The sequence below is a fragment of the Pseudomonas sp. S3_B11 genome (assembly GCF_054667715.1).
The window spans coordinates 1,351,218-1,367,018 of sequence record NZ_CP162749.1 but is presented as its reverse complement, the minus strand read 5'-3'; the positions used below and the strand labels follow the sequence as shown (position 1 = coordinate 1,367,018).

Annotated in this window: 13 protein-coding genes; 12 read left to right on the top strand and 1 reads right to left on the bottom strand. The window is 62.9% G+C overall.

Going from position 1 to position 15,801, the window contains the following annotated elements:
- Positions 1-301: 301 nt before the first annotated feature.
- Positions 302-1,999, bottom strand: coding sequence for a sulfatase-like hydrolase/transferase (locus AB4O22_RS06440; protein WP_460096004.1), 1,698 nt, complete (start codon positions 1,997-1,999; stop codon positions 302-304).
- A 375-nt stretch (positions 2,000-2,374) separates the two neighbouring features.
- Between AB4O22_RS06440 and AB4O22_RS06435 the strand changes: the two genes are divergently transcribed.
- Genes AB4O22_RS06435 through AB4O22_RS06380 form a run of 12 tightly spaced genes read left to right on the top strand, consistent with a single transcriptional unit; the run spans position 2,375 to position 15,718 of the window.
- Complete coding sequence (locus AB4O22_RS06435) at positions 2,375-3,739, top strand: UDP-glucose dehydrogenase family protein (RefSeq protein ID WP_223471384.1); 1,365 nt, start codon at positions 2,375-2,377, stop codon at positions 3,737-3,739.
- On the top strand, positions 3,736-4,815 hold the full coding sequence (locus AB4O22_RS06430; protein ID WP_460096003.1) for an NAD-dependent epimerase: 1,080 nt from the start codon (positions 3,736-3,738) through the stop codon (positions 4,813-4,815). Before AB4O22_RS06435 ends, AB4O22_RS06430 begins: the two co-directional genes overlap by 4 nt.
- Positions 4,802-5,548, top strand: coding sequence for a sugar transferase (locus tag AB4O22_RS06425; protein WP_003203726.1), 747 nt, complete (start codon positions 4,802-4,804; stop codon positions 5,546-5,548). Before AB4O22_RS06430 ends, AB4O22_RS06425 begins: the two co-directional genes overlap by 14 nt.
- Positions 5,549-6,193, top strand: coding sequence for a CpsD/CapB family tyrosine-protein kinase (locus tag AB4O22_RS06420; protein WP_003203727.1), 645 nt, complete (start codon positions 5,549-5,551; stop codon positions 6,191-6,193).
- Between the two features lie 20 nt (positions 6,194-6,213).
- On the top strand, positions 6,214-7,239 hold the full coding sequence (locus AB4O22_RS06415) for a polysaccharide biosynthesis/export family protein (RefSeq protein WP_003203731.1): 1,026 nt from the start codon (positions 6,214-6,216) through the stop codon (positions 7,237-7,239).
- Between the two features lie 16 nt (positions 7,240-7,255).
- Positions 7,256-8,848, top strand: coding sequence for a GumC family protein (locus tag AB4O22_RS06410; protein ID WP_223471382.1), 1,593 nt, complete (start codon positions 7,256-7,258; stop codon positions 8,846-8,848).
- Positions 8,845-9,948, top strand: coding sequence for a glycosyltransferase family 4 protein (locus AB4O22_RS06405; protein ID WP_027912995.1), 1,104 nt, complete (start codon positions 8,845-8,847; stop codon positions 9,946-9,948). Before AB4O22_RS06410 ends, AB4O22_RS06405 begins: the two co-directional genes overlap by 4 nt.
- Positions 9,945-11,315: an O-antigen ligase family protein gene (locus tag AB4O22_RS06400; protein ID WP_003203736.1), complete on the top strand. Its 1,371-nt coding sequence runs from the start codon at positions 9,945-9,947 to the stop codon at positions 11,313-11,315. Before AB4O22_RS06405 ends, AB4O22_RS06400 begins: the two co-directional genes overlap by 4 nt.
- The gene (locus tag AB4O22_RS06395) at positions 11,312-12,271 is read left to right on the top strand and encodes a glycosyltransferase (RefSeq protein ID WP_003203738.1); all 960 of its coding nucleotides are present in this window, start codon (positions 11,312-11,314) and stop codon (positions 12,269-12,271) included. Before AB4O22_RS06400 ends, AB4O22_RS06395 begins: the two co-directional genes overlap by 4 nt.
- The gene (locus AB4O22_RS06390) at positions 12,264-13,400 is read left to right on the top strand and encodes a glycosyltransferase family 2 protein (protein WP_003203741.1); all 1,137 of its coding nucleotides are present in this window, start codon (positions 12,264-12,266) and stop codon (positions 13,398-13,400) included. The genes AB4O22_RS06395 and AB4O22_RS06390 overlap by 8 nt, the downstream gene beginning before the upstream one ends.
- Positions 13,401-13,412: 12 nt before the next feature.
- Positions 13,413-14,417: a polysaccharide deacetylase family protein gene (locus tag AB4O22_RS06385; protein ID WP_003203742.1), complete on the top strand. Its 1,005-nt coding sequence runs from the start codon at positions 13,413-13,415 to the stop codon at positions 14,415-14,417.
- Positions 14,414-15,718, top strand: coding sequence for a lipopolysaccharide biosynthesis protein (locus AB4O22_RS06380; RefSeq protein WP_013693803.1), 1,305 nt, complete (start codon positions 14,414-14,416; stop codon positions 15,716-15,718). Before AB4O22_RS06385 ends, AB4O22_RS06380 begins: the two co-directional genes overlap by 4 nt.
- Positions 15,719-15,801: the final 83 nt, after the last annotated feature.

Genomic DNA, 15,801 nt, shown 5'->3' with positions numbered 1-15,801 from the left:
GATCTTGATCTGGACGCCCCGTTAACCACGCTGGCCGAACGCAGGCATTGCGCAGTGGGCAACCCGGCATGGATGCCGGGTTAGCCGCGCTGGGCCATGGATGGCCCTTCGCGGCGGCCCACGGAGCAATGCCGGAGTGAGGGCACACCGAGCCTAAGCGAGGTGCCGAGTGGTGGGGCAAGCCTTTTTTGCTTACTTTTTTTGGCGTCTGAAAAAAAGTGAGTTGCCGTAAGGGCGAAACCCTAAGTGGCCGTTACCGCGGCAATAGATATGTACTCAATCAACAAGAGCTCAGCGCCAGTCAATGCCCCACCGCCATCTCAACCTGGCCGGACTGCGGTGTCACGATGTCGCCCAAGTCGATGTGTTTCCAAGCCGGTTTCGCCCCCAACCGCGCATTGAAGCGATAGTTGAAAGTGAAATCATCATCGGTCGGTTGGCTCAGGGATTTCCCGTAGGCCGATTCAACCCCGGCCGGGTCGTACCCCATCAACTGCAACAGCGTCGGGAAGATGTTGTAGTGGCTGGAGCGGTCTTTGTTCTGTGCCCAGGCTCGGCGCCAATCCAAGGCATGCAACTGCGAGCCCTGGATCACCACCAACGGCACTAACCCCTCCTCCGCCACCGGGTCACCGCCGCAATGGGTGTTGAGCCCGGGGTTGCCGCGCTCGTGCAGGTCCTGGCCGTGGTCGGAGGTGTAGATCAACACGGCATGGCTCAAATCGCCCTGCTGGAAGATTCGCTTGAAGAACTCGCCGACGTTCCACAGCAGGGTGTTCTGGTAAGCGTTGCGGTACAGCAACCAGTCATCTTTCTGGCCGTTGAAGCCATCGCGGCTGCCCGTGTCCGCCACTTCCTGGAACTGCCCTCGCGGCAAGGCCGGACGGTAGGTCATGAAGTCGTCGGGGTATTTGTCGTGTACCGGGAAATGCGCCCCCACCTTGTTGATCACCACCAGTTCAGCCTGGTCGTCGCCCAGCAGTTCGATCAACTTCGCCGCAGCCGCCATGTCGCGGTCGCGCACGCTGGTATGGTCGAATTGGACGAATTCGTCGATGTCCTGTTTTTCCAGCTCGGTCATCAGGTTCTGCAGGTAGCCGCCAGTGCGCTGGGCGTCGATGTAGACGGTACGCAAACCAGCCTTTTTGGCATATTGCCAGATCGACGGCCGGGTGCTGTTGATGCGCATGTAGTCGGCGCGCGTGCCGCCATAGCGCAGGGTGACATTGGTGTCGGCGCTGCAATTGGCGATGGAGGCCGCATAGCCGAAATTGAAGATATCCACGCCCTCGGGCGGCGTCTTCAGGCCGGTGTGCACGCCGAATGGCGCGTTGATATCCAGGTAATTGCCGCCAACGCTTTCATCGATGATCAGCACGATATCCTGCTCGATCGAAGACGACCGTCGCACCAGGGTGACCGGCTCCCGAGGGCCAATGGTGTTGTGCAAGGACTCGTAGGCAAACAGATTCAAATAGGCCAACGGCGTGTACATCACCGGCAGGCCGCGCGCACCCTCGCCCGCCCGCAGGAACAACACGCCACTGAGCAACAACACGCCCAGCACCGGCGCCGCTATCGGCAGATAACCGGGCAATCGCACCGACCGCCGAGGCTTGAGCGCGATACCGAACAACAGCAGCAAGCCGCTGATCACCGCGCTGACAATCACCTCGCGGTACTGATAAGCCGCCTCCTGGATAAATCCCCCCGAGTACACCAGCGAAACGAACTGGCTATAGGTCAGGTAACTGTCCGTGACCCGGGTGTACACCTCGAAAAACACTGCTGAAACAAACATCGCCAAGGCAAACACATGCCTCACCAGGGTCTGGCGTATGTAGGCAGTCATCCACAGCGCCAGCACCAGCACCGCGAACATGGCGCCGAACAGCAGCGTTGCTAACCCCAGGCCCAACGCGTTGAGACGGTCGAGGTAATAGTCGTATCCCTTGAGCAGGTACAGAACCAGCAGCAATTCCTTGAGGTAGCGGACCATGTTTTCCTCGACCAGATCACCGTGTCAAAAGCACTTCGTTCCTGCACGTTAGCAGCCGTTTTTCAAAGCGCAAGAAATGCTTCACCGCACCACGCGTCAAAAAAAAGTTACCCCAAAAATGACACGAAAACCCGTCACAAAATGTAAAAAACTATGGATTACTACCGTTTATCGCTTTGTCAAATTCCCGTTAAGCCCAATAAAACAGCCACTTTACTAAGACAGTCAAGGACTTGATATCAAAAGGCCCGATTTCACTTGAATTGCCAACACTGACAACTGTCATTTTGCTGACACGCTTTTCTGAAGCTGCGCTATACCCCTCTAAACAGTTTCATCCGAGTTACATCAACCGGTTTACGAGGCGCGCCAAAAATGGACGTGAGCGTATTTGGTACGGGGTATGTAGGGTTGATCCAGGCGGCCGCAATGGCCGACGTCGGACACCGCGTTCTGTGCATCGACATCGACCCGAAAAAAATCCAGCAACTGCAACAAGCCGTACCCACCATCAGCGAGCCGGGGTTGTCCAGCTTGCTCGAAGACAACATCAAGTCCGGACGCTTGTCGTTCAGTTCCCAGGCCAGCGACGCGGTCAACCATGGCGAACTGATTTTCATCGCCGTCGGCACCCCCGCCGATGAAGACGGCTCGGCAGACCTGAGCCATGTGCTGGCCGTCACCAAGCAAATCGCCGATTTCATGGACAGCGACCGCACCCTGGTCATCAAGTCCACAGTGCCGGTGGGCACGGCCGACAAGGTGGCCGAATGCGCCCGCCAGGCGTTGGCGCGGCGGGGCCTGAAGCAGTTGAACGTGCGGGTGGTGTCCAACCCCGAGTTTCTCAAGGAAGGCAGTGCGCTTGCCGATTGCATGCGCCCCGACCGGATCATCGTCGGCACCGCCGACCCGCTGGCCCGCGACCAGATGACGGAGCTCTACGCGCCCTTTTGCCGCAACCACGAAAAACTGATGTTCATGGACAACCGCAGCGCCGAACTGACCAAGTACGCCGCCAATGCCATGCTCGCCACCCGCATCAGCTTCATGAACGAACTGGCCAACCTCACCGAACGGCTGGGCGCCGACATCGAAGCAGTGCGCAAAGGCATCGGTTCGGACCCACGCATCGGTTACCACTTCATCTACCCCGGCTGCGGTTTTGGCGGCTCGTGCTTTCCCAAGGACCTGCGGGCCTTGCTCCACACCGCCGAACAAAGCGGCATGCCACTGCGCTTGTTGCGCAGCGTCACCGATGTCAACGACAGCCAGCGGCACATCCTCTTCGAGAAACTGGCGACGCAATTCCAGGATGGCCTGGCCGGCAAATCGATTGCCATCTGGGGCCTGGCATTCAAGCCCAACACCGATGACATGCGCGAAGCCCCCAGCCGCTACCTGATGGAAGCACTGTGGCGCGAAGGCGCCCGGGTCCACGCCTATGACCCGGAAGCCATGTCCGAATGCCGGCGCCTCTACGGCTATCGCAAGGACCTGAACCTGTGCGCCACCCGCGACGACACCCTGGAAGACGCCGACGCCCTGGTGATCTGCACCGAGTGGAAAAATTTTCGCGTGGTGGACTTCGACCTGCTGGCCAGCAAGCTGCGCGCCCGGGTGATCATCGATGGCCGCAACCTGTACAACCCCGAACACCTGGCCGCCGCCGGGCTGCTGTATCGCGGTATCGGGCTGCGGCACACCGTGCCGGGCACCCCGCTGCCCGGGTCACAAGCATGAACATCCTGGTCACCGGCGCGGCCGGTTTCATCGGCGCCCACGTCGTGCTGCGACTGCTGCGCGACGGCCATCGGGTGTGCGGGCTGGACAATTTCAACGACTACTACGACCCGCAGCTCAAGCACGACCGTGTGACCTGGGTAAACGACCAGGCTGGCGAGTTCCCCCTGGCGCGGATCGACCTGGTCGACGCGCCGGCCATCGACGAACTGTTCCAGACCCGGCGGCCGGACGTAGTGATTCACCTCGCCGCCCAGGCCGGCGTGCGCTACTCCCTGGAAAACCCGCAGGCCTATGTAGACAGCAACATCACCGGGTTCCTGAACATCCTGGAGAACTGCCGTCGCTATCCGGTCAAGCACCTGATCTACGCCTCCTCAAGCTCGGTATACGGCGCCAACCCGCGCACGCCTTATTCGGTGCAGGACAACGTCGACCATCCGCTGTCGCTGTACGCAGCCAGCAAAAAAGCCAACGAACTGATGGCCCACAGCTACAGCCACCTGTTCGGCATTCCCTGCACCGGCCTGCGGTTTTTCACGGTGTACGGCCCTTGGGGCCGCCCGGACATGTCGCCGATCCAGTTTGCCCGCGCCATCGTCGAAGACCGTGTGCTGCAGCTGTTCAATCATGGCGAGCACCAACGCGATTTCACCTACATCGACGACATCGTCGAAAGCATCGCCCGCCTGATCGACCGTGCGCCCCAGGTCACCCCCCTGTTGGATCACGAACAACCGGACCCGGCCACCAGCCGTGCGCCCTGGCGGATCTACAACATCGGCGGGCAGCACCCGGTGGCGCTGCGCAGCTATGTCGCACTGCTGGAAAAGCACCTGGGACAAACCGCCCGCATCGAACTACTGCCCCTGCAAGCGGGGGATGTGCTCAACACCTGCGCCGATGCCAGCGACCTGGCACGGGCCACCGGTTTCAAGCCGCGTATCGAACTGGACGAAGGCCTGGGCCGCTTCATCCAGTGGTTCCTCGATTACTACGCACGGCCTGCCCACGCACCGCTCGCGACTGACCGCTTGCGGCCCAACCTCAGCGGAGGAATCCATGACCCGACATGAGCAAGTCATCGAGATCAACGCCCCCGGACGCGACAAGCGTGTCGATCCCGACCACCGCAGGCGCCTGGACGCGGCCATCCACCGTCAGGGCCGAGGTTGGTTGACCGGTCGCGACGGTGGTCGGCCCTGGACCGTCTCGCGCACCAACCGCGTAGTGGCCTGCCTCGGCGCCCTGGCGATCCTGCTGATGCTCTGCCCACTGCTGCTGGGCCTGGCGCTGCTGATCAAGTTTTCCAGCCCCGGTCCCGTGCTGTTCGTGCAGAAGCGCACCGGTTATCGCGGCCGAGTCTTCGGCATGTACAAGTTCCGCACCATGGTTGCCGACGCCGAGGCTCTCAAGGAGTCGCTGCGCCACCTCAACAAACACGGCGCCGATGCCATCGACTTCAAGATCGACAACGATCCGCGCATCACGCCCATCGGCCGGTTCCTGCGACGCAGCAGCCTCGACGAACTGCCGAACCTGATCAATGTAGTGACCGGCGACATGCGCCTGGTGGGCCCGCGGCCGACCTCGTTCAACGCCTATCGCTACAAGGACAACCATCTTGTGCGCCTGAGCATCTATCCCGGTATGACCGGCCTTTGGCAGATCTCCGGGCGCAGCAATATCGACTTCGACCAGCGTGTGGAATTGGACCTCAGCTATATCGCTGAACAAAGCCTGTGGCTGGATTTGAAGATCCTGATGATTACCCCCTTCAAAGTTTTCAGCGGCCACGGAGCGAGTTAAATGGACGGTTCAACCAATATCCTGACCATAGCAAGCCCGAGCGAGACCAACCTGACCTCGACCGTGCTCGACCCTTCCCTGCGGATCCTGCTTTTGACGGCCGCCAACACCGGCACCGGAACCAGCACCAGCGCGATGGCGCTGGCTGCTCAACTGGCGCAGATGAGCAACGGTCGCGTACTGCTGGTGGATGCCAGCCAGTCACCGCGCAACCTCAGCCAGCAACTGTCGTTGCACAAGGAGCGCGGTTTTACCGACCTGCTGTTCAACAGCCTCGCCCCGCCCCTGTTGCAGGACTGCGTGGTGCAGGCGTCCAGCCTGCCCTTCGACGTGTTGCCCCATGGGCGCCTGGGTCGCAATGCCGAACGCTTGAGCCCCGAGCGACTGCGCCCACTGTTCAGGCAACTGGCGGCGCAATACCGCTTTGTGGTGATCGACGCCGACGCAGTGTATTCGGCCAGCGACACGCTGGTGCTCAGCACCCAGGTCGACGGCGTGGTGCTGGTGGTGCGCGGTGAAGACACTCGCTGGGAAGTGGCCCAGGCCGCCCGCCAGCGCCTGTCCCAGGCCGGCGCGAAAGTGGTGGGCAGCGTGTTCAATCGCCGCAAGTACTACATGCCCAAGTGGCTCTACAACAACCTGTAAGCCTGCAAAAGGATGACGAGATGAACGCCAGAATGCTTGTCCTGCTGTTGCTGCCGCTTGCCGGTTGCTCCAGCAATACCGATACCCGCTCGATGCCGGTGCAGATCCTCACGGCCCCGCCGGCCAACGCCCAGGCCACCGACATGCCCAAGGTCGAACAGACCCTGCGGCCCCAGGACGTGCTGGATGTGATTTTCCACATCAGCACCACCGGCTCCCAAGCCTATCGCGTGCAGGCCGGTGACCAGGTTGCCCTGAACTTCACGGCCGCCAGCCAGCTCAACGGTACGCAACAGGTGATGCCCGACGGCACTATCGAACTGCCTGGGGCCAACACCTCGGTGAAAGTCGCCGGCCTGACCACCGACGAAGCCCGCCTGGCGGTGCAGCGTGCCTATGACCAGAAAATGCTGTTCCAGCCCAATCGCAACCAATTGACGGTGCTGGTGACCAGTCCGCTGTCCGGCGAGACCAACTTGCGCAACACCTTGACCCACCCGGGCACCGGCATGAGCCGGGAAATCACCGTGGGCAGGGATGGTTACGCCAGCTTCCCGGAAATCGGTTCCGTGCCGCTGCAAGGCATGACGGTCAACCAGTTGGAGACCTTCCTCAACGAGCGCTACGCCCAGTTGCCAGGCCACATGACCGTCGATGTGCTGCTCAAGTCCACCGCCGGCAACGAGATCTACGTCCTCGGGGAAGTGGCCCAGCCCGGTTCCTATCCGATCCGCCGGCCGATCTCGGTGCTCGAAGCCCTGACGCTGGCCCGCGGCACGAACGTCAAGGCCCGGCTCGACTCGGTGGTGATCATGCGACGCAACGGCAACCTGGTCGAAGCCCGCCACTATGACGTGGAAAAAGCCCTGAGCGGTGACGCCTCGCAGATCGCCTACCTGCAACCGGAAGACATGCTTTTCGTGCCCAAGACCAAGCTAGCCAGCGCCGGCGAACTGGCCAGACAACTGGCCGACGTAGTGCTGTTCCAGGGCGTGGGGTTCAGCTTCGGCTACCGCGTCGACAACAAAGGCAGCAACAGCAACTGACCCCAGGTGACCTGACATGAACCCCAAGGAAAACTATCTGCATGAGTTCTTCAGGATCTTCTTCGCCAACAAGCAGTGGGTGAAGCGTATCTTCCTGATTTTCGCCGTGATCGCCCTGGTGCTGCCGTTGATGCTCAAGCAGAGCTTCGATATCACCGCCCAGGTGATTGTCCAGTCGAAAAAACTCTCCCAGGGCGACGCCACCACATCGCTGAACCAGGAAAACGCCACCTTCATCCCGCCGTCCCTGGCGGACATGGAAACCGAGAGCAATATCCTGCGCTCGCCGGCGTTGATCCGGCAGACCATCAGCACCCTGCGCGACCAGGGCGAATACACGCCCAGCCCGGGCATCTTCAACAAGTGGGTGAGCGATCCCTTCAAGCGTTACATCACCCAGCCCCTGCGCGAGTACGTCATCAACCCGTTGCGCGATGGCCTGGGGCTGGAGGTCGATCCGGTGCGCGACACCGTGCTCGATACGCTGACCGACGAGGCCATCGAAAACCTGAAGATCGAGACCCTGCCCGGCTCCAACGTCATCTCCATCGTCTACAGTTTCGGCGACCCGGCCCAGGGCACCCGGTTCGTGGCGCAACTGCTGCAGAACTACCTCACCGGCCGCCAGGACCTGCAATCGATCGAACTGCCACAGACGTTCTATGAGCAGAAGAAAGCCCAATACCAGACCCGTCTCGACGGCCTGGAAGGCAACCGGCTGGGGCTGCTTGAAAACATCGGCTCGTCCGATCCCAAGGAAGAAGTCACCTTCCGCCTGAACGCCATCAATACCGAAGAGCAGGCCCTGAACCTGTACCAGGATCGCCTGCTGCAAAGCCAACGCTGGCTCGATTACCTCAAGACCAGTCTCGCGGCGGCGAACAGCTCGCGGTTCAACGACTACACCTTCCCGTTCACCTTCACCACCACCGTGGACAACATTGCCTTCGAAGACCGGGAAATCAGGCAGCTGGGCGAGCAACTGACCAGCCAGGTCAGCCGCTACATGAATGACCTGGCGATCTTCCAGCCCGGCAGCGAACCGATGCTGCTGGCCCGGGAACAGATCGTCCGCACGCGCCAGCAGTTCCTGAAGGTGGTGAACAACCGGATCCAGGAACGCACCACCGACCTGGCCGTCGTCAGCTCGGTGATCAACCAGAAGATCGAACGCATCGCCGCCTTCAAGCAGCGTATCCATCAATTGCAGGAAACCCAGAGCAAGCTGCGGCAGATGGACACCGAGATCAACGCCCTGCATGCGGCGTTCTCCACCTATGCCCAGCGGTTCGCCGAAGCCAGCACCGCGCGTTCGCTGGACAACGACCTGTCCAACGCCCGGGTCCTGAGCCCGCCGTTCGAACCAACCGCCCCGGCCTTTCCCAAGCCGATGCTGATCATTGCCTTCGGCATGTTCAGCGGCCTGCTGCTGGCGATTGCCCTGGTCTATGTGCGTGAGTTCTTCGACCATCGCTTCAAGCATCCAGCGCAAATCACCCAGCAACTGGATGTGCCGGTGCTGTTGGTGATCAACGAGCAGTCCCCCGACAAGGTCAACCCGCACCGCAACTGGAGCCTGCCCAGCCTTGTCCATTGGGTGCGAAATTGAACGCGCCGTTCGGCCCGACCCGCCACAGCAGCCCCCTGTCGATCATTCATCTGCTCGACAGCGGCGGCTTCTATGGGGCCGAGCGGATGCTGCTCGATCATTGCCTGGCGACGCCCGGGCAGCACCAGGTGCTGTTCCTGGCGGCGCCACCGACCTTGATCACGCGTTTTCGCCAGGCCGGGGTCGATTGCCGTCATTGCGCCAGTTGGGCCGAGTTGTTGCAGCACCTGCGCCAGCGCCGGGACGACCGGCCGCTGATCAACACCCACAACTTCAAGGGGCTGTTGTTCGGCTGGTCCGCCGCCACGTTGCTGGGCCTGCCGCTGGTGATTACCCAGCATGGCTTCACCCCAAGGAGCCCCAAGCAGCGTTTCTATACCTGGCTGAGCCTGCAACTGTGCCGCACCGCCTCGGTCAAGCGGGTCGTCTGCGTGGCCGAGAGCATTGCCACGCTGCATCGCCGGGCCAGCGTGCGGGCGGAAAAACTCGACGTCATCCCCAATGGCCTGCCAGCGGCCAGCACGCCACTGGCCCACCGCTCTGACAAGCAACGCTGGCGGGTCGGCTACGTCGGCCGCTTGAGCAGCGAGAAAGGTCCGGACCTGTTCCTCGACGCCATGATCCCGCTGTGCCAGAAGCATGCATCGCTGCACGCGGTGATGCTCGGCGACGGCCCGGAACGCCAGGCACTGCTCAAGCGCATCACCGACGCCGGACTGCCCACGCGCATCGAATTGCCGGGCTACCAGACCGACATGAACGCCTGGTGGAGTCGCCTCGACGCCTTGGTGATCAGCTCGCGCACCGAAGGCACTCCGATGATTCTGCTCGAAGCCATGCAAGCCGGCGTGCCGGTGGTGGCGTTCGGCGTCGGCGGCATTCCCGACGTGTTGCAGGACCGTCATAACGGCCTGCTCGCGGCACCGGCCAACAGCGCGGAACTGGCGGCGCAGATCGAAACGCTGTTCAGCGAACCGCCCCTGGCGCGGATCCTGGCCGATAACGCACGCCGCACCCAACGGGACCGCTACGACCTGCGCACGCTGGCCGAACGCTGGTCGCAGCTTTACATCCGCACGGCACGGGAGGCTCGCTCATGATTGTCCCACTCTCGATCGTCAGCCTGCTGGGCCTTGTATGCCTGGCGCTGCTGGCCAGCCCTTATCCGTTCCTGGCACCGGGCGCTGTGCTCGGCCTGGTCGGCGTCGCCGTGCTGTACCGCAAGCCCGGTTGGGGTTTGCTGGGCATTGCCGCACTGGTGCCGTTCGAAGGCCTGTTCAAGGACAACGCCTTTTCCGGCAGCAAATTCCTTGGCCTGGCGTTGATCATGATCCTGATGTTGCAACTGGCGGTGCACCAGATTCCCGGGACACGCCTGCGCAGCAATATCTGGCGGCCGCTGATCGGTTTCATGGTGCTCTATGGCCTGAGCCTGATGTTGTCGGAAAACATGGGCCTGTCCATGACCCATTTTCGCGAACTGGGGGTGGGGTTGATTCTGTTTGTAATCACCCTGCTGATCGGTCGTGAATTGAACCTGGACCTGTTCTGTCGCCTGGTGACCTTGAGCGTCACCACCACCTGCGTATTGGCGATGTTCTCGGCCAAGTACCAGGACCAGGGCCGCGCGTCCGGCCTGCTGGAAGACCCGAACACTTTCGCCCTGCTGATTGCCTTTACCGTGCCGCTGGCGTTGCTGCTGGTGGTGCGCGGCCCGAGCTTGCTGCACCGGTTGTTCTGGGGCGGCTGTTTCATCCTGCTGCTGGGCGGCATGACCAAGACCGAATCGCGCTCGGGGCTGGTGGTGTTGATGCTCAGCCTGATGATCGGGCTGTATCACTACCGCGCGCAGCTGCCGCGCATCCGCCCACGGCACCTGGGCTTCGCCATGCTCGGGCTGGCGCTCATCATCCCCCTGGCGATCGCCGTGATGCCGGCCGGCTATGTCGCGCGCATCCAGTCGTTGAGCATCCTCAGCGCCGGCGCCAGCGCCCACCAGGATGAATCCCTCGGCCGCCGCGCCTCGTACATCGTCGTCGGCAGCCAGATGATCCGCGAAAACCCGATACTCGGCTCAGGCCCCGGGACCTTTCCGCTGCACTACGCACCCACCGGCTATGCCAAGGCGTTCTCGGCCAACCGCAAGCTGGGGGACCTGTATCGCCGGGCCCATAACACCTACCTGGAAATCTTCAGCGAAATCGGCGTCCCGGGCGGGCTGATGTTCGTCGGCATGATCGGCCTTGGCCTGTACAACCTGCTGCACGCCCGTCGGCTCTGGCTGCAACGCCGGGACTGGGCGCAAGCGGACCTGCTGACGCACCTGGGCATGAGTTTCCTCTCGCTGGCGTTGTTCCTGATGTTCCTCAGTGCGCCGAACCACAAGTTGCTGTGGATCATGCTCGCCCTCACCAGTGTGTTGCGCTACGACGCCGAGCAGGCCGCGCCGCAGGAGGCTCGTCCATGAGCTGCGTCAGTATTGTGATCCCGATGTACAACGAGGCCCGACACATCGGCCGTACGCTGCACGCAGCGCAGGAAGCCGCCCGCCAGGCAGGCCTGGCATGTGAGTTGATCGTGGTGGACAACGGCTCCGACGACCATGGCCCGCGCATTGCCAACGAGTTGGGGGCACGGGTGTTGATCGTGCCAGGCGTGCACATCGGCGCCCTGCGCAACCGCGGTGCTGCCGTCGCCCAGGGTGACTGGCTGGCGTTCATCGATGCCGACATCGAGATGCCGGCCGACTGGCTCAAGCTGTTGCTGGAACTCGAAGGCCACCAGGGCGACGTACTCGGCCTGGACCTCGACACGCCCCGGCAGGCGCCGTGGTTCGCCGAAGCCTGGCAGCGCCGCAGCCAACGTCCGGGGTCACGCCTCCTGCATCGGGTGCAGTGGCTGCCCAGTGCCAACCTGTTGATGCGTCGCAGCTGGTTCGAACGGGTCGCAGGCTTCGACGAAACCCTGCGCACCGGCGAAGACAAGGACTTCTCCTTGCGCCTGCGCCAGGCCGACGCGCAATTGCTGCTGGTCAACGAAAGCGTCGCCCTGCACTGGGGCTACGAAGGCAGTTGGCGCGAGTGGATGAGCAAGGAACTGTGGCGCCAGGGCAGCCATCTGCAATTGCTCCGCAGCCATGGCCCGAGCCTGCGCCTGCTGCGCTTCCCGGCGCTGTCCATTGGCGCCTGGGGCTTGGACCTGCTGGCGGTGCTCGCGTTGCTCCAGGGGCAATTGCACCTGGCGCTGACGTTGTTGCTGGTCACCACCCTGCCACCCTTGTTCCTGAGCCTGCGCCAGAGCCGGCGTGATCCGCGCCTGACCTTGCAATTGTGGGCCTTGCACGGGGTGCGCCTGCACCTGACCGGCGCCGCACTGCTGCTCAATCTGTGTCATTGGAATGCCAGGAGACCTGCCCGTGGCTGAATTCATTTACTGGTCGTGCCTGTTGCTGCCGGTGTACGCCTACCTCGGTTATCCCTTGATGTTGAGCCTGCTGGCGCCGCTGTTTCCGATGCGGCGCTACGGCAAGGCGTTTCCGATGGACGTGAGCATCGTCATTGCCGCCCACAACGAGGCGCGGCACATCGAGGAAAAATTGCGCACCTTGCTGGCCCAGGATTATCGGGCCCATTCATTGCGAATCATCCTCGCCAGCGACGGCTCCACCGACGACACGGTGGCCTGCGCACGCAAGGTGATCGACCCGCGCATCACCGTGCTCGACCTGCCGCGCCAGGGCAAGGCCGCCGCCCTCAATACCGGTGTCGCCCACAGCAGCGGCGAAATCCTGGTGTTCACCGACGCCGATAACCAATGGGCCAGCGACACTCTCAGCCATCTGTTGGCACCCTTGGGCGATCCGGAAGTCGGTGCCTGTGCCGGGCACATGGAAATCCCGGTGCCGGGCAAGGGCCTGAGCCTGGGCGACAGCCTGTATCGCCATTACGAAGGCTGGTTGCGTCGGGTGGAGAGTCGCACCGGTTGCATGGTCTCGGCCGACGGTGCGCTGTTGGCCCTGCGCCGGGTGCTGTTCCAACCGATACCGGCCCAGGTCAACGATGACTTTTTCCTCAGCACCTGCGCGCCAGCCGCCGGCAAGTCCATCGTCTATGCCCCCATGGCCCGGGTGACCGACCAGGGTGTGGACGAAGCCGACAAGCAGTTTCGCCGTCGCCAGCGGGTCACCGTCGGCGGACTGCAGAGCCTGGCTCAGCGCCGGGAACTGCTCAACCCGCTGCGCCATGGGCTCTACGCCATTGGGTTGATCAGCCACAAGTTGATCCGCCGCCTGGCGCCGGTGTTGCTGCTGCCGCTCTTGCTGAGCAATGCCTGGCTGTGGAACGACCATCCGTTCTATCGCCTGAGCCTGGTGGCGCAATTGCTCGGCTACGCCATGGCACTGATCGGCTTGATGGACGCGCGCCACCGCCTGCCCCGGCCCTTTCGCCTGGCCGCATTCGTGCTGGTGACGCTGGCGGGCATGAGCATCGGGCTCTGGCAGTTCCTGCGGGGCCAGCGCTATAGCCAGTGGAACCCCGAGCAGAATCGCTAAGGAGTACGGCCGATGTCGATCAAACAAGTCTTCAAGCGCACCGGCGGCTGGCTGTACCTGAACACGTCCCTGGGGCGCCATCCCCTGCGTGGCGCCGGCGTGATCCTGATGCTCCATCGCGTGCTGAACAACGACCGTGCCGCCGAACTGCCCCATCGCAACGAGCTGTGCGTGGGGCCCGAAGCGTTTGAACATCTGCTGATCTGGCTGCTACGGCATTTCGAGTGTGTGCCGCTGATGAGCTTGTTGCTGGCCGACCCTGAGAGCGTTCCGAACCGCCCGCGGGTCGCCCTGACTTTCGACGACGGTTGGCGCGACAACGCCATGAATGCCTTTCCGTTGCTGCGCCAATACCAGGTGCCAGCGAGTATTTTCCTCTCCACCGATTTCATCGGCAGTCGCCAGCACTTCTGGTGGGAAAGCATCGGTGAAACCCTCTGGGGCAGCCATGGCCAGGTGGCACGGCGCTCATTGATCGAGCATTTGCAGCACGTCGGCCGACCGTTGCCGGTGCTGCTCGATGACATCGACGACGAGCGCCGCAGCCTGGCGCTGCTGCATTACCTGCAGAGTCTCAAGAGTCTCGATGCACACACATTGAGCGACCTCACCGACGCCTGCCCGCAGGGTTCCCAGCCCCAGGCCCTGGACTGGCCCCAGGTACGCATGCTCGAAGATTCCGGGCTGGTCCGCTTCGGCCCCCATGGCGCCAGCCACGCGATCCTGACCGGGCTGGATGACCAGCGCCTGCACGAAGAACTGACGCGCAGCTGGATCGCCCTGGAAAACGGCTGCGCCCATCCTTTGCCGGTGTATTGCTACCCCAACGGCGATCACGATGCCCGGGTACGCCAACAGGTGGCGGCCCACGGTTTTGCCTTCGCCCTCGGCACCGAGGCGGGGCTGTATCGCAACGACGGTGACCCGCTGAACCTGCCGCGTTTCGGCGTCAGCCAGAGCAACGCCCACCACCCTGAATTACTGGCCTGGCGCATTCGCCGAGGAACACGCCCATGAGCCGCGCTCATTACCTCAAGCACCTGGCACTGAGCATGGGCACGCGCCTGGCGATGATCGGCCTGCGCCTGCTGCGCAATGTGCTGCTGGCGCGGATTCTCGGACCCAGTGAACGCGGGCTGTTCGCCTTGCTCAGCACCCTGCCGGACCTGATCAGCGCCGCCACCAGCGGTGGCCTGAATTCCGCCGTGGGTTATCAGGCGGCGCAGCAGCGCTCGATGGGTCTGCTGCTCAGCCAGGTGCTGGTCTTCGGCTGCCTGTTGGCTGGCTTGTTAACCTTGCTGGTGGTGGCGCTGGTGCGCGAGTTCGGCGGCGAACTGGACATCGCCACGCAATTGGGATTGCTCGCCTGGTTGCTGTTGCTGGCCGTGCCGTTGACCGTGCTCAAGAGCGGTCTGCTGACGATGCACAATGCTTGCGGCGGAGTGGGCGCCTTCAATGCCTTGCGCCTGATGGAATCCCTGGCGCCCCTGCTGCTGTTCGTTGCACTGTTCTGGATGTGGAAAGACGCCGCCCTGGAAGCGGCGCTGATCAGTTGGCTGGCCGGCTTGAGCCTGGTGGTGCTGGCCGGTTGGGTGTGGTTGCGCCGCGATCATGTGGTCACCCTGCGCTGGGATCGCACCGGTCAGAACGAATTGTTGCGCTACGGTGCCCGCAGCCACCCGGACCTGCTGTTCCAGCAAGTGCTGCTGCGCTCGGACTTCCTGTTCATCGGTGCCCTGCTGGGCAGCACGGCCCTGGGTCACTACGCCATGGCCAGCGCCGCCGCCGAACTGCTGCTGATCGTGCCCGAAGCTGTCACCACGCCGCTGATGAAACGCCTGTTGCAACAGGACAGCGACATGCAGCGCCTGACGCCCCTGGCCCTGCGCCTGACCGCCACGGTGATGCTCGGCGCCTGCCTGAGTATGGCGCTGATCGGTCAATGGTTGATCGTTACCTTGTTTGGCGCCGCCTACCAGCCGGCGTATCCCGCCTTGCTGGCGCTACTGCCGGGGCTGTTCGGGCTGTGCTACGCGAGCATCCTGCGCCTGGATCTGCTGGGCAAGAACCGCCCCGGCACGGTTTCGCTGTTGATGGGCGTGGGCGCAGTTCTGAACCTGGCGCTGAACCTGATCCTGATTCCCCGCTACGGCATCGTCGGGGCCGCCGCCGCGTCTTCAATCGCCTACCTGGGCGTGACCGTGGCGCTGCTGGCCATGTACTGCCGCCTCAGCGGCGTGGCGCTGTGGCAGACACTGATCATCCTGCCCAGCGACTTGCTGCCGATGCGCCGGATGCTGTTGGGGAAATCGGCATGAGTGTGGTTGCCTGCCAAACCGCCATCGCGAGCAAGCTCGCTCCCACAGGGGTTGCTGATTGCCCTGTGGGAGCGGGCTTGCTC

Excerpts from the sequence above, each read along its gene's own strand:
- AB4O22_RS06420 (WP_003203727.1), top strand. The coding sequence starts at position 5,549 with ATGGACGGTTCAACCAATATCCTGACCATAGCAAGCCCGAGCGAGACC.
- AB4O22_RS06430 (WP_460096003.1), top strand. The coding sequence starts at position 3,736 with ATGAACATCCTGGTCACCGGCGCGGCCGGTTTCATCGGCGCCCACGTC.
- AB4O22_RS06400 (WP_003203736.1), top strand. The coding sequence starts at position 9,945 with ATGATTGTCCCACTCTCGATCGTCAGCCTGCTGGGCCTTGTATGCCTG.
- AB4O22_RS06435 (WP_223471384.1), top strand. The coding sequence starts at position 2,375 with ATGGACGTGAGCGTATTTGGTACGGGGTATGTAGGGTTGATCCAGGCG.
- AB4O22_RS06440 (WP_460096004.1), bottom strand. The coding sequence starts at position 1,999 with ATGGTCCGCTACCTCAAGGAATTGCTGCTGGTTCTGTACCTGCTCAAG.
- AB4O22_RS06380 (WP_013693803.1), top strand. The coding sequence starts at position 14,414 with ATGAGCCGCGCTCATTACCTCAAGCACCTGGCACTGAGCATGGGCACG.
- AB4O22_RS06385 (WP_003203742.1), top strand. The coding sequence starts at position 13,413 with ATGTCGATCAAACAAGTCTTCAAGCGCACCGGCGGCTGGCTGTACCTG.
- AB4O22_RS06395 (WP_003203738.1), top strand. The coding sequence starts at position 11,312 with ATGAGCTGCGTCAGTATTGTGATCCCGATGTACAACGAGGCCCGACAC.
- AB4O22_RS06410 (WP_223471382.1), top strand. The coding sequence starts at position 7,256 with ATGAACCCCAAGGAAAACTATCTGCATGAGTTCTTCAGGATCTTCTTC.
- AB4O22_RS06415 (WP_003203731.1), top strand. The coding sequence starts at position 6,214 with ATGAACGCCAGAATGCTTGTCCTGCTGTTGCTGCCGCTTGCCGGTTGC.
- AB4O22_RS06425 (WP_003203726.1), top strand. The coding sequence starts at position 4,802 with ATGACCCGACATGAGCAAGTCATCGAGATCAACGCCCCCGGACGCGAC.